Raw genomic sequence first — 13,091 nt, 5'->3', positions numbered from 1 at the left:
CCCGGTCCCGATCCCGGCCCCGATCCCGGTCCCGATCCCGGCCCCGGTCCCGATCCCGGTCCCGGCCCCCGTCTCGGTCCCGGTCCCGGCCCCGGTCCCGGTCCCGATCCCGGCCCGGCCCCGGCCCCGGTCCCGATCCCGGCCCCGGTCCCGATCCCGGCCCCGATCCCGGTCCCGATCCCGGCCCCGGTCCCGATCCCGGTCCCGGCCCCCGTCTCGGTCCCGGTCCCGGCCCCGGCCCCGGTCCCGATCCCGGCCCCGATCCCGGTTCCGGTTCCGGTCCCGGTCCCGAGGCCAAGTCGGGTTCCGGACCGGGGGCGGGTGTCAGGCGCCGGCGGTCAGGCGTCGACGTCCATCGCGGCGGCGATGTCCCTGCGCAGCGTGGTCAGCACCTGGGCGGCGGTGCGGCGGGCGGCGGCCAGTTCGGTCGCGGCGGCGACCGGGGCGACCACCTCCAGGTAGCACTTGAGCTTGGGCTCGGTGCCCGACGGGCGCACCACCACCCGCGCCGACTCCACCGGGGAGTCCGGCAGACCGGTCCCCCGCAGGCGGTAGCGCAGCCCGTCGGTGGGCGGGAGGCCGGCGGAGCCCTGCTCCAGGTCGTCGGCGGACTCCACGGTCAGCCCGGCGAGGGCGGTCGGGGGCTGCTCGCGCAGACGGCGCATCGCGTCGGCGATCAGCGAGAGGTCCTGGACGCGGACCGAGAGCTGGTCCGTCGCGTGCAGACCGTGCTCCACCGCCAGGTCGTCCAGCAGGTCCAGGAGCGTACGGCCCTGCTCCTTGAGGTGGGACGCCAGTTCCGTGATCAGCAGGGCCGCGGTGATGCCGTCCTTGTCGCGCACGCCCTCCGGGTCGACGCAGTAGCCGAGGGCCTCCTCGTAGCCGTAGCGCAGTCCCTCCACGCGGGCGATCCACTTGAAGCCGGTGAGGGTCTCGGCGTAGGGCAGGCCCGCCTTCTCGGCGATCCGGCCCAGGAGGGAGGAGGAGACGATCGACTCCGCGAAGGTGCCCTGCGCGCCGCGGGTGACCAGGTGGGCGGCGAGGAGAGCGCCGACCTCGTCGCCGCGGAGCATGCGCCAGTCCGCGCCGTCCTTCACGGCCACCGCGCAGCGGTCCGCGTCGGGGTCGTTGGCGATGATCAGGTCGGGGTTCGTCTCGCGGGCCCTGGCGAAGGCCAGGTCCATCGCCCCCGGCTCCTCCGGGTTCGGGAACGCGACCGTCGGGAAGTCGGGGTCCGGGTCGGCCTGCTCGGCGACCAGGACGGGGGCGGGGAAGCCCGCGCGGGCGAACGCGGCGAGGAGGGTGTCCTTGCCGACGCCGTGCATCGCCGTGTAGACGGTGCGGGCCGTGCGCGGGGAGCCCGGGGCGAGGACGGCGTCCGTACGGGCGAGGTAGGCGCCGAGGACGGAGTCGTCCAGGATCTCCCAGCCGGTCTCCGGGCGGGGGACGGCGGTGAGCGTGGTGATCGCGTCGATCTCGGCGGCGATGTCCGCGTCCGCGGGCGGGACGATCTGCGAGCCGTCGCCCAGGTAGACCTTGTAGCCGTTGTCGCGGGGCGGGTTGTGGCTGGCGGTGACCTCCACGCCGGCGACCGCGCCGAGGTGCCGGATGGCGAAGGCGAGGACGGGGGTGGGCAGCGGGCCGGGGAGTACGGCCGCGCGCAGGCCGGCGCCCGTCATGACGGCGGCGGTGTCGCGGGCGAAGTCCGCCGACTTGTGGCGGGCGTCGTAGCCGATGACGACGAGGCCGGCCGAGCCGTCCCCGTGGGGGGTCCCCTGCTTCTTCAGGTACGCGGCGAGGCCGGCGGCGGCGCGGATGACCACGGAGCGGTTCATGCGCATGGGGCCCGCGCCGAGTTCGCCGCGGAGGCCGGCGGTGCCGAACTGGAGGGTGCCGGCGAAGCGCGCGGCGAGCTCCTTCACGTTCTCCGCGTCGATGAGCTCGGCGAGTTCCGTGCGGGTCTCCGCGTCGGGGTCCTCGGCCAGCCACGCCTTGGCCCGTGCGATGAGGTCGTCGTGCACGTTTACGTCAGCCTCTCGTGCTCTTGTGTTGTGTCGGTGGGGGGTGCGTTTCGCTGCGGTGCGGTGCGGTGCGTTTGCTCGGCGGGTGCGGGTGCGGGTGCGGGTGCGGGTGCGGGTGCGGGTGCGGTTCGGTGCGGTGCGGTCCGATGTGGTGTCGGCGCGTCGTGCCGTGCCGGCTGCCTGTAGGCGCCTGCGGTGCCTTGTGGGTCGCGGGCCGCGGGGGTGCGTCCAGCCCGCCGCACACGGACATACTGCCCGGAGTTCGGTTGGCTGGACCGGGTTGGGACCGCAGTGCGCGGCGGGCTGTGGACGCACCCCCACGGCCCGCTTCCGTCCGCTTGCGGCTTTCCCGCCGTCGGGGTGCCGGTGCGTCTCCGTCGGGGTGCGTGCCGTACTACAGGCGGTCCAGGACCTGGGCCAGCAGGGAGCCCATGCGGGTGGCGGAGTCGCGGCCCGCCTGGAGGACCTCCTCGTGGTTGAGGGGCTCGCCGGTCATGCCGGCCGCGAGGTTGGTCACCAGGGAGATGCCGAGGACCTCGGCGCCGGCCTCGCGGGCGGCGATCGCCTCCAGGACCGTGGACATGCCCACCAGGTCCGCGCCGATCACGCGGGCCATGCGGATCTCGGCCGGCGTCTCGTAGTGCGGGCCGGGGAACTGGGCGTAGACGCCCTCCTCCAGGGTGGGGTCGACCTCCTTGCACAGCGCGCGCAGGCGGGGGGAGTAGAGGTCGGTCAGGTCGACGAAGTTGGCGCCGACGATCGGGGAGGTGGCGGTCAGGTTGATGTGGTCGCTGATCAGGACCGGCTGGCCGGGACGCATGCCTTGGCGCAGGCCGCCGCAGCCGTTGGTCAGCACGATCGTCTTGCAGCCGGCGGCCACGGCCGTGCGCACGCCGTGGGCGACGGCGGCCACACCGCGGCCCTCGTAGTAGTGGGTACGGCCGAGGAAGACCAGGGCGCGCTTCTCGCCGATCGTGTACGAGCGGATCTTGCCGCCGTGGCCCTCGACGGCCGGCGGCGGGAATCCGGGCAGCTCGGTGACCGGGAACTCGGCCTCAGGGGCGCCCAGGGCGTCGACGGCCGGTGCCCAGCCGGAGCCCATCACGAGGGCGACGTCGTGGGTCTCCGCGCCCGTGAGTTCCCGCAGGCGGGTGGCGGCGGCGTCGGCGGCGGCGTAGGGGTCGCCCTGGATGTCGTCCGGAAGAAGAGATGCGTTCACGCGACGAGGGTAGCCCGAATTGGCCTACGCGCGTAGATGAGGGAGCTCACGGGAATGGGATCGTTGTCTTGTCGTTTCCCACGAAGGCGCGCCGGCAGCGGTTTCAGACGTCCGTGACGAGGACGTCCTTGTCGTTGAACACCTCGACGACGAAGACCAGGAGACGTCCACGGCTGACCGTGTACTCCACGAGGATGTTCTGGGTGAGCCGGATCGTGCGGTCGTCCCCGGTGGAGCCTATGGGCCGGGACACCTCGACGAACGGGTCGCGGGCCAGCAGGGCGATGCCCTTGTCGAACGCGATGCGCTGCGCGTCGTCGAGGCGGTCGCGGGCGGCGGCGGCCTGCACGGTGTAGTAGACGTCGTACGTCATCGTGGGGGCCATGCGCTCTCCCGGTGGTGCGTCGATGCACTCAGTTTATGGGGCGAGGCCGGCTCAGCAGGGGCGTTTGCGCAGCTCCATCACGTAGTCGTGGGGTGCGCCCGCCGACTCCGCGGCGTCCGCGATCTCGCCCAGATAGCGGGCGGAGGGCAGGCCGCCCTCGTAGGCGTTGAGGACGTAGACCCAGGCCCGCTCCTCGCCGTCGAGCGTGTGGACGCGCACGCGCATACGGCGGTAGACGTCCAGGCCGACGCCCTCCCACCGGTCGAGGGACTCCTCGTCCATCGGGGCGATGTCGTAGAGCGCGACGAAGACCTGGGAGATCGGGTCCTCGACGAGGGTCGCCAGCGCGCCCTCCCAGCCCATGTGCTCGCCGCCGAAGGTCAGCCGCCAGCCGTTCAGCCAGCCCGTGGCGCGCAGCGGCGAGTGCGGGGCGCGGCGGGACATCAGCCGCGCGTCGAGATTGCCGGCGTAGGCGGCATAGAGCGACATGGGTCGAAGGGTACGGCAGGGACGCGAGGGACTCATCCGCACCGCGGGTGCGTCCCGGAGGTCGCCTCATCCGTCCCGTAGGTAACAGAACGGGTCCGGCTGGGCCCCCGGGACGTGTCACCTTGAACGGTGCGGGACAATGGAGTACGTGACTCGGATCGTGATCATCGGTGGCGGACCCGGCGGATACGAAGCGGCGCTGGTGGCCGCGCAGCTCGGCGCGGAGGTGACCGTCGTCGACTGCGACGGTCTGGGCGGGGCGTCGGTCCTGACCGACTGCGTGCCGTCGAAGACCCTTATCGCAACGGCCGAGGTGATGACCACCTTCGACTCCTCGTACGAGGAACTGGGGATCATCGTCGCCGACGACACGCCGCCCCTGGAGCGGGCCGCCCGGGTGGTGGGTGTCGACCTGGGCAAGGTCAACCGCCGTGTGAAGCGGCTGGCGCTCGCCCAGTCGCACGACATCACCGCGTCCGTGACGCGGGCCGGCGCGCGGGTCATGCGCGGGCGGGGACGGCTGGAGGGCATGCAGGCCCTGGACGGCTCGCGCAAGGTCGTCGTCACCGCGGCGGACGGCAGCGAGGAGACGCTCACCGCCGACGCCGTGCTCATCGCCACCGGCGGTCACCCGCGCGAGCTGCCCGACGCCCAGCCCGACGGCGAGCGCATCCTCACCTGGACCCAGGTCTACGACCTCACCGAGCTGCCCGAGGAGCTCATCGTGGTCGGCTCCGGTGTCACCGGTGCCGAGTTCGCCGGGGCGTACCAGGCGCTGGGCTCCAAGGTCACGCTGGTGTCCTCCCGGGACCGGGTGCTGCCGGGCGAGGACCCGGACGCGGCGGCCGTGCTGGAGGACGTCTTCCGGCGGCGCGGCATGAACGTCATGTCCCGCTCGCGCGCGGCGGCGGCCAAGCGGGTCGGCGACCGGGTGGAGGTCACCCTGGCGGACGGCCGGGTCATCAGCGGCACGCACTGCCTGATGGCCGTCGGTGCCATCCCCAACACCGCCGGGATGGGGCTGGAGGAGGCCGGCGTCAGGCTGCGCGAGTCCGGTCACATCTGGACCGACAAGGTGTCGCGCACGACGGCTCCGGGCGTGTACGCGGCCGGTGACGTGACCGGAGTGCTCGCGCTGGCCTCCGTGGCGGCGATGCAGGGACGTATCGCCATGTACCACTTCCTCGGTGACGCGGTGGCCCCGCTGAACCTGAAGACGGTCTCCGCCAACGTCTTCACCGACCCCGAGATCGCCACCGTGGGCTACAGCCAGGCCGACGTGGACGCAGGAAAGATCGACGCCCGCTGTGTGAAGCTGCCGCTGCTGCGCAACCCCCGCGCCAAGATGCAGGGCATCCGGGACGGCTTCGTCAAGATCTTCTGCCGTCCGGGCACGGGCATCGTGGTCGGCGGTGTGGTCGTCGCGCCGCGCGCCTCGGAACTCATCCACCCCATCTCGATCGCCGTCGACAACAATCTGACGGTGGAGCAGATCGCGAAGGCGTTCACCGTGTACCCCTCCCTTTCGGGGTCGATCGCCGAGGTGGCCCGGCAGTTGCACACGCGCAAGACGGCGGCCGAGGCCTGACGTCCGGGTCCGACTCCCCGCCGGTCACGGGGAGTTGCGGCTCTATACCACTTCCTGCCCTGGTGTGCGAACAACTTCTGTTATTCGGCGCAAACTGCTGAAACCAGACGGTCGCTGGGGTTACTGTCAGTTTCGTGTTCGCTGCTGAACGTCGCCAACTGATCCTCGAAATGGTGCGAGCGAACGGTGCCGTGTCGCTCCGTGAACTCGCCCGCGTCGTCCAGACCTCCGAAGTGACCGTACGGCGGGACGTGCGCGCACTGGAGGCAGAAGGACTCCTCGACCGCCGGCACGGCGGTGCGGTACTGCCGGGCGGGTTCACCCGCGAGTCCGGCTTCCCGCAGAAGTCGCATCTCGCGACGGCCGAGAAGACGGCCATCGCCGACCTCGCCGCGGGTCTCGTCGAAGAGGGCGAGGCCATCGTGGTCGGAGCGGGTACGACCACGCAGGAACTGGCGCGCCGTCTGGCCCGGGTGCCCGGCCTGACCGTCGTGACCAACTCCCTGCTGGTGGCCCAGGCGCTGGCCCACGCCAACCGCGTCGAGGTCGTGATGACCGGCGGCACTCTCCGCGGCTCCAACTACGCCCTCGTCGGGTCGGGAGCCGAGCAGTCGCTCCAGGGTCTGCGTGTGTCGAGGGCCTTCCTGTCCGGGAGCGGGCTGACGGCCGAGAGGGGACTGTCCACGTCCAACATGCTGTCGGCCTCCGTCGACCGCGCCCTCGTCCAGGCCGCCGCGGAGGTCGTGGTCCTCGCCGACCACACCAAGCTCGGCGCGGACACCATGTTCCAGACGGTTCCGACCGAGCTCATCACCCGCCTGGTGACGGACGAGCCTCCGGTCCACGACGACCGCGCGGCCACCGAACTCCAGGCCCTCGCGGACCAGGGCGTCCAGATCGCCGTGGCCGGCGCGATGGGAAACCCGGTGGGCGACCACCCCCCGTCCCGCACCGACCGCCGCCGTGACGTCCCCGTGCCCGGGCCCCGCCGCAGCCAGCTCGGCGCCCCGACCGCCACCCTGCGCTCAACCCCTCTGACGGGCGACCAAGCGGGCCCGGACCGAGCAGAGCGAGCCGCCCGGGTGGCGGATCTGCGGAGGCGCTGAGGACCGTGACGCGGGCCGGAGACCCGGCGGACGCGGCCCGCGGGTGTCGCGGAAGTGGCGGGGGCTGCGGAAGCCGCGGGGGCTACGGAAGTGGCGGGGGCTGCGGAAGTGGCGGGGGCTACGGAAGTGGCGAGGGCTGCGGAAGCCGCGGGGGCTGCTGAGGCGCTGAGGACCGTGACGCGGGCCGGAGACCCGGCGGACGCGGCCCGCGGGGGCTGCGGAAGCGGCGGGGGCTGCGGAAGCCGCAGGGGCTGCTGAGGCGCTGAGGACCGTGACGCGGGCCGGAGACCCGGCGGACGCGGCCCGCGGGGGCTGCGGAAGCGGCGAGGGCTGCGGAAGCCGCAGGGGCTGCTGAGGCGCTGAGGACCGTGACGCGGGCCGGAGACCCGGCGGACGCGGCCCGCGGGGGTTGCGGAAGCGGCGGGGGCTGCGGAAGCCGCGGGGGCTGCGGAAGTGGCGAAGCCCGCGGAAGCCGCGCAGGCCACGGAAGCCGCGGGGGCCGCGGGAAGTGGGTGGCGACGGGCCGCGCCGACCGCACCGCGACCGGCCCGAGACCGCCCCCGCCCGCCCATCACACCGGCCGCTCCCGACCGACCCACGGCCACCCCACCTCGCAGGCCCGGCCTCCGGCCCTCTTCTTCGACCGGCCCTCGGGGGTGGAAGGGGGCGCCGCCACCGCAGGCACCGCACGGCTGTCCGCCCGGGAACCCCCAGGCGCCACCGACGCCTCCCCGGCAGCTACGCCCCTTGGGGCCGCCCCACCGCCCACCGGCCCCGCATCGCACGCCGCTCCGGCGGCCTCCGCCAGCCGCGCCCGGCGCCCCGGCATGCAGCAGTGAGGCGCCCGGCCGGTTGGCCGAGCGCCTCACGAGGCTGATGTGGGTCAGTCCTTGATGTCGCAGATGGAGGCGCCGGAGGTGATGGAGGCGCCGACCTCGGCGGTCAGGCCCTTGACGGTGCCGGCCTTGTGGGCGTTGAGGGGCTGTTCCATCTTCATGGCTTCCAGGACGACGACCAGGTCGCCTTCCTTGACCTCCTGGCCCTCCTCGACGGCGACCTTGACGATGGTGCCCTGCATGGGGGAGGCGAGGGTGTCGCCGGAGGCGACGGGGCCGGACTTCTTCGCGGCGCGGCGCTTGGGCTTGGCGCCGGCGGCCAGGCCGGTGCGGGCCAGGCTCATGCCCAGGGAGGTGGGCAGGGAGACCTCCAGGCGCTTGCCGCCGACCTCCACGACGACCGTCTCGCGGCCCAGCTCCTCCTCCGCCTCGGCATCGGCGGGGGCGGCGAAGGGCTTGATCTCGTTGACGAACTCCGTCTCGATCCAGCGGGTGTGGATCGTGAACGGGTCGGTGGAGCCGGTCAGCTCGGGGGCGAACGCCGGGTCCCTGACCACCACACGGTGGAACGGGATCGCGGTGGCCATGCCCTCGACCTGGAACTCGTCCAGGGCGCGGGCGGCGCGCTGAAGGGCCTCCTTGCGGGTGCGGCCCGTCACGATCAGCTTGGCCAGCAGGGAGTCCCAGGCCGGGCCGATGACCGAGCCCGATTCCACACCGGCGTCCAGGCGCACGCCCGGGCCGGAGGGTGCGGCGAACTTCGTCACCGTGCCGGGGGCGGGGAGGAAGCCTCGGCCGGGGTCCTCGCCGTTGATGCGGAACTCGAAGGAGTGACCGCGCAGCACCGGGTCGTCGTAGCCGAGCTCCTCGCCGTCGGCGATGCGGAACATCTCGCGCACCAGGTCGATGCCGGCGACCTCCTCGGTGACCGGGTGCTCGACCTGGAGGCGCGTGTTGACCTCCAGGAAGGAGATCGTGCCGTCCTGGCCGACGAGGAACTCACAGGTGCCGGCGCCCTCGTAGCCGGCCTCCTTCAGGATCGCCTTGGAGGCGCGGTAGAGCTCGGCGACCTGCTCCTCGGACAGGAAGGGGGCCGGGGCCTCCTCGACCAGCTTCTGGTGGCGGCGCTGGAGCGAGCAGTCGCGGGTGGAGACGACGACCACGTTGCCGTGCTTGTCCGCCAGGCACTGGGTCTCCACGTGGCGGGGGCGGTCCAGGTAGCGCTCGACGAAGCACTCGCCGCGGCCGAAGGCGGCCACGGCCTCGCGGACGGCGGAGTCGTACAGCTCCGGGACCTCTTCCAGGGTCCGGGCGACCTTCAGGCCGCGTCCGCCGCCGCCGAAGGCGGCCTTGATGGCGATCGGCAGGCCGTGCTCGCGGGCGAAGGCGACGACCTCGTCCGCGCCGCTCACCGGGTCGGGGGTGCCGGCGACCAGGGGGGCGCCGGCGCGCTGGGCGATGTGGCGGGCGGCGACCTTGTCGCCGAGGTCGCGGATGGCCTGCGGCGGGGGGCCGATCCAGTTCAGGCCGGCGTCCAGGACGGCCTGGGCGAAGTCGGCGTTCTCGGAGAGGAAGCCGTAGCCGGGGTGGATGGCGTCGGCACCGGACTCCTTGGCGGCCTTCAGCACCTTGTCGATGTCCAGGTAGCTGGTGGCGGGGGTGTCACCGCCCAGGGCGAACGCCTCATCCGCGGCGCGGACGTGCAGAGCGTCCCGGTCGGGGTCGGCGTAGACGGCCACGCTCGCGATCCCGGCGTCCCGGCAGGCCCGGGCAACGCGGACAGCGATTTCGCCACGGTTGGCGATGAGCACCTTGCGCACGATTGAGGCTCCCTCCTTGAAACAAGCCGAGTTTAGGGACTGCCGACACGGCACTTCGACCCGTCCCCAATGGTGAGCTTGCCCACACGGAGCGTGATTCGAGGCGCGCTCGACCTGCGAAACCCCTTGTCGCACCTTGGTACGCAGGGTTCCTCCCGGAAACCCTAGCCCTCTGATGTGGTCAAGGTCTCTGTGAGAGCGTGCTGCGGCCCACTTGGTTTCTTTGTGGAGTCCCTACGAATGGCCCAATGATTCTTTGCCGCTCGACCGGCCCGTGCGCGACCCCTGCACGACCCTTGTCCCTGCGTTTACCCGTTAGTAGCGTTCGCGATGTCCGGAGAGTACTCGCGGTAACAGCGCTTCGTGGTGGAGCGGCAGGCGGAAGTGGGTGGGACCGGTGGTGCGCAGACCGGTGGCGTGGATCGTGGCGGTCGTGCTCTTCGTCGAGGCGCTCGGCTTCGCGGCGGTGAACTGGTTCCTGGGGGTGGTCGTCGACCGGCAGAAGATGTCCCTCGCCGGCCTGGATCCGGACGTGATGTCCACCTCGTCGAAGGTCGCCGGGGTGGTCTTCGGCCTCTACTTCGCCCTGTGCGGCCTCGCCGCGCTGCTCGTCGCGGTGCGGGACCGCCGTCCGGCCGGCGTCGGCCGGATCCTGCTGATCAGCGCGGCCGTGGTGCACGGGCTGCTGGGCGCCTTCGCGTGGGGGCCGATGGGCTGGACGGCGTTCCTGTTCATGGTCGTCGTGCTCGCGCTCATCGTGTTGCTGCTGATGACGTACGACCGCGAGGAGGGCGCGCCCGCCGACGGGCCCGACGGCCCCGAGGGCGCCCCGAAGAGCGGCACGCCCGCTCCCGTCCCGCCGGTCGCCCCTCCGGGGGAACCCAGCGCCTCCTGAGCCGCGTCAGTCGCCGTCGGCCGGCGACCACAACTCGGTGATCGCGACGCCCAGATCGGCCAGCAGCCGGCGCACCAGGGGCATGCTGATGCCGATGACGTTGCCGTGGTCGCCGTCGATGCGGTCGATGAAGGGGGCCGACCGGCCGTCCAGGGTGAAGGCGCCGGCGACGTAGAGGGGCTCACCCGAGGCGACGTACGCGGCGATCTCCTCGTCCGTCGGCTCCCCGAAGTGCACCACCGTGGACGCGACCGCGGAGGCGTGCCGTCCGGCGGCCGTGTCCCAGATGCTGTGCCCGGTCTGGAGGGTCCCGGCCCGTCCGCGCATCGCCTTCCAGCGGGCCGTCGCCTCCTCGGCGTCGGCGGGCTTGCCGAGCGCCTGGCCGTCCAGGTCGAGCACCGAGTCGCAGCCGATCACCAGGGCGCCCCGGATCTCCGGCTTCGCCGCCACGACGGAGGCCTTCGCCTCGGCCAGCGCCAGCGCCAGCTCGGCGGGGGTGGGGGCGGTGATCGCGTCCTCGTCGAACCCGCTGACGACCACCTCGGGGTCCATCCCGGCCTGCCGGAGCAGCCCGAGCCGGGCGGGGGACTGGGAGGCGAGTACGAGGCGGCGGCGCGGCTGGTCAGTCATGCGGTCAGAGTATCCACGCGAGCCTCGAGGCTCACCTCACTCCGATCACGAACATGGCCAGCACCATGGCCAACGCCATGAGAACGCCCAGCCGACGCAGCATCGCCTGCATGTCGCGCAGTTCCTTCGGCGGCTCGTTCTCGGGGTCGGACCACAGCATTCCCCGATGGTGCGGCGGCGGGCGGGTCCGGCGCCTGAGTACGCGTACTCAAGTCGGCCGGACCGCGCCGCGTGGTGAGGACCGCTCAGGCGGGCCAGTAGGTGCGCGCCCAGGAGGCCGGACCCGGCCGCGGGACGCGGTGGGCGGCGATGCGGGACGGGTCCGCCCAGGAGTCCCTCGGGCCGGGCGCGCCGGACGGCGGGGTGGCCGCCGCCGCGGCGCGTGCCCTGACCACCGCCAGGGCGGCGGCGAGCTCCTCGGGGGTGGGGTTGCCTCGTACGACCTTGATCGTCATGTGGGGTCCCTGGGTTCTGGGGGTGCTCAGAGGGGGATGTTGCCGTGCTTCTTGGGGGGCAGGGTCTCGCGTTTGGTGCGCAGTTGGCGCAGGCCGCGGACGATGTGGGAGCGGGTGTCGGAGGGCATGATCACGGCGTCGATGTAGCCGTGCTCGGCGGCGATGTAGGGGTTGAGGAGGGTGTCCTCGTACTCCTGGATGAGGCGGGCGCGGGTGGCGTCGGCGTCGTCGCCCGCCTCGGCGATGGTGCGACGGTGCAGGATGTTGACGGCGCCCTGGGCGCCCATGACGGCGATCTGAGCGGTGGGCCAGGCCAGGTTGAGGTCGGCGCCCAGGTGCTTGGAGCCCATGACGTCGTAGGCGCCGCCGAAGGCCTTGCGGGTGATCACGGTGATCAGGGGGACGGTGGCCTCGGCGTAGGCGAAGATCAGTTTGGCGCCGCGGCGGATGATGCCGTCGTGTTCCTGGTCCACGCCGGGCAGGAAGCCGGGGACGTCGACGAAGGTGAGCACGGGGACGTTGAAGGCGTCGCAGGTGCGCACGAACCGGGCGGCCTTCTCGCTGGCGGTGATGTCCAGGCAGCCGGCGAACTGCATGGGCTGGTTGGCGACGATGCCGACGGGGTGGCCCTCCACCCGGCCGAAGCCGGTGAGGATGTTCGGGGCGAACAGCGGCTGGGTCTCGAAGAACTCGGCGTCGTCGAGGATGTGTTCGATCACCGTGTGCATGTCGTAGGGCTGGTTCGCCGAGTCGGGGACCAGGCTGTCCAGTTCCAGGTCCTCGTCCGTGACCGTGAGGTCGGCCTGTTCGGGGAAGACGGGGGGCTCGGAGAGGTTGTTGGAGGGCAGGTAGGACAGCAGCTGCTTGACGTAGTCGATGGCGTCCTTCTCGTCGCCGGCCATGTGGTGGGCGACGCCGGAGGCGGAGTTGTGGGTGCGGGCGCCGCCGAGTTCCTCGAAGCCGACGTCCTCGCCGGTGACGGTCTTGATGACGTCGGGGCCGGTGATGAACATGTGGCTGGTCTGGTCGACCATGATGGTGAAGTCGGTGATGGCGGGGGAGTAGACCGCGCCGCCCGCGCAGGGGCCGACGACCAGGGAGATCTGGGGGATGACGCCGGAGGCGTGGGTGTTGCGGCGGAAGATCTCGCCGTAGGCGCCCAGCGAGGCGACGCCTTCCTGGATGCGGGCGCCGCCGGAGTCGTTGATGCCGATGACGGGGCAGCCGGTCTTCAGGGCGAAGTCCATCACCTTGGCGATCTTCTGGCCGTAGACCTCGCCCAGCGCGCCGCCGAAGACGGTGAAGTCCTGGGAGAAGACGGCGACGGGGCGGCCGTCGACGGTGCCGTAGCCGGTGACGACGCCGTCGCCGTAGGGGCGGGTCTTCTCCAGGCCGAAGTTGGTGGAGCGGTGCCGGGTGAACTCGTCGAGCTCGACGAAGGAGTCCTCGTCGAGCAGGAGCGCGATGCGCTCGCGGGCGGTCAGCTTGCCCTTGGCGTGCTGCTTCTCCACGGCGCGTTCCGAGCCGGCGTGCGTCGCTTCCTCGATGCGGCGCTGAAGATCCGCGAGCTTGCCCGCGGTCGTATGGATGTCGATCCCTTGGATCTCGTGACGCTCTTCCGGCTCGGACATCGGGATGCGGCTCCCT

General features: G+C 72.4%; 12 protein-coding genes. 3 read left to right on the top strand and 9 right to left on the bottom strand.

Annotation, left to right across the window (positions count from 1 at the left end):
* Nucleotides 1-338: 338 nt before the first annotated feature.
* The 4 genes from ABZ484_RS19130 to ABZ484_RS19115 all read right to left on the bottom strand — a co-directional run bounded on the left by ABZ484_RS19130 (nt 339) and on the right by ABZ484_RS19115 (nt 4,114).
* A complete protein-coding gene (locus ABZ484_RS19130) occupies nt 339-2,021 on the bottom strand; it encodes a phospho-sugar mutase (protein WP_358867061.1) in 1,683 nt (560 codons plus the stop codon).
* Between the two features lie 394 nt (nt 2,022-2,415).
* The gene (locus ABZ484_RS19125; protein WP_358867060.1) at nt 2,416-3,240 is read right to left on the bottom strand and encodes a purine-nucleoside phosphorylase; all 825 of its coding nucleotides are present in this window, start codon (nt 3,238-3,240) and stop codon (nt 2,416-2,418) included.
* 103 nt (nt 3,241-3,343) lie between these two features.
* Nucleotides 3,344-3,625: a hypothetical protein gene (locus tag ABZ484_RS19120; protein WP_358867059.1), complete on the bottom strand. Its 282-nt coding sequence runs from the start codon at nt 3,623-3,625 to the stop codon at nt 3,344-3,346.
* 51 nt (nt 3,626-3,676) lie between these two features.
* Nucleotides 3,677-4,114, bottom strand: coding sequence for a gamma-glutamylcyclotransferase (locus tag ABZ484_RS19115; RefSeq protein ID WP_030165642.1), 438 nt, complete (start codon nt 4,112-4,114; stop codon nt 3,677-3,679).
* 139 nt (nt 4,115-4,253) lie between these two features.
* Between ABZ484_RS19115 and ABZ484_RS19110 the strand changes: the two genes are divergently transcribed.
* Both ABZ484_RS19110 and ABZ484_RS19105 read left to right on the top strand, forming a co-directional pair.
* On the top strand, nt 4,254-5,702 hold the full coding sequence (locus tag ABZ484_RS19110; RefSeq protein WP_358867058.1) for an NAD(P)H-quinone dehydrogenase: 1,449 nt from the start codon (nt 4,254-4,256) through the stop codon (nt 5,700-5,702).
* 134 nt (nt 5,703-5,836) lie between these two features.
* Nucleotides 5,837-6,808 (top strand): DeoR/GlpR family DNA-binding transcription regulator, encoded by a 972-nt coding sequence (locus ABZ484_RS19105; RefSeq protein ID WP_358867057.1) that lies wholly within the window; start codon nt 5,837-5,839, stop codon nt 6,806-6,808.
* Nucleotides 6,809-7,691: 883 nt separating this feature from the next.
* Here ABZ484_RS19105 and ABZ484_RS19100 read toward each other — a convergent pair.
* The gene (locus ABZ484_RS19100) at nt 7,692-9,464 is read right to left on the bottom strand and encodes a biotin carboxylase N-terminal domain-containing protein (RefSeq protein ID WP_358867056.1); all 1,773 of its coding nucleotides are present in this window, start codon (nt 9,462-9,464) and stop codon (nt 7,692-7,694) included.
* A 397-nt stretch (nt 9,465-9,861) separates the two neighbouring features.
* Here ABZ484_RS19100 and ABZ484_RS19095 point away from each other — a divergent pair, with 397 nt between their 5' ends.
* Complete coding sequence (locus ABZ484_RS19095) at nt 9,862-10,359, top strand: hypothetical protein (protein WP_358867055.1); 498 nt, start codon at nt 9,862-9,864, stop codon at nt 10,357-10,359.
* A 6-nt stretch (nt 10,360-10,365) separates the two neighbouring features.
* Here ABZ484_RS19095 and ABZ484_RS19090 read toward each other — a convergent pair whose 3' ends face one another.
* The 4 genes from ABZ484_RS19090 to ABZ484_RS19075 all read right to left on the bottom strand — a co-directional run bounded on the left by ABZ484_RS19090 (nt 10,366) and on the right by ABZ484_RS19075 (nt 13,075).
* On the bottom strand, nt 10,366-10,989 hold the full coding sequence (locus tag ABZ484_RS19090; protein ID WP_358867054.1) for a nucleoside triphosphate pyrophosphatase: 624 nt from the start codon (nt 10,987-10,989) through the stop codon (nt 10,366-10,368).
* Nucleotides 10,990-11,020: 31 nt separating this feature from the next.
* Entirely contained in the window at nt 11,021-11,149 is a 129-nt protein-coding gene (locus ABZ484_RS19085; protein ID WP_086731389.1) for a hypothetical protein, read from the bottom strand.
* An 85-nt stretch (nt 11,150-11,234) separates the two neighbouring features.
* The gene (locus ABZ484_RS19080; protein ID WP_030165650.1) at nt 11,235-11,444 is read right to left on the bottom strand and encodes an acyl-CoA carboxylase epsilon subunit; all 210 of its coding nucleotides are present in this window, start codon (nt 11,442-11,444) and stop codon (nt 11,235-11,237) included.
* 26 nt (nt 11,445-11,470) lie between these two features.
* A complete protein-coding gene (locus tag ABZ484_RS19075; RefSeq protein WP_358867053.1) occupies nt 11,471-13,075 on the bottom strand; it encodes an acyl-CoA carboxylase subunit beta in 1,605 nt (534 codons plus the stop codon).
* Nucleotides 13,076-13,091 lie beyond the last annotated feature (16 nt).

Source organism: Streptomyces sp. NPDC006393, assembly GCF_040628575.1.
GTDB lineage: Bacteria > Actinomycetota > Actinomycetes > Streptomycetales > Streptomycetaceae > Streptomyces.
Note: the sequence above shows the minus strand (reverse complement) of the source record. Positions and strands in the feature narration are given on the sequence as shown.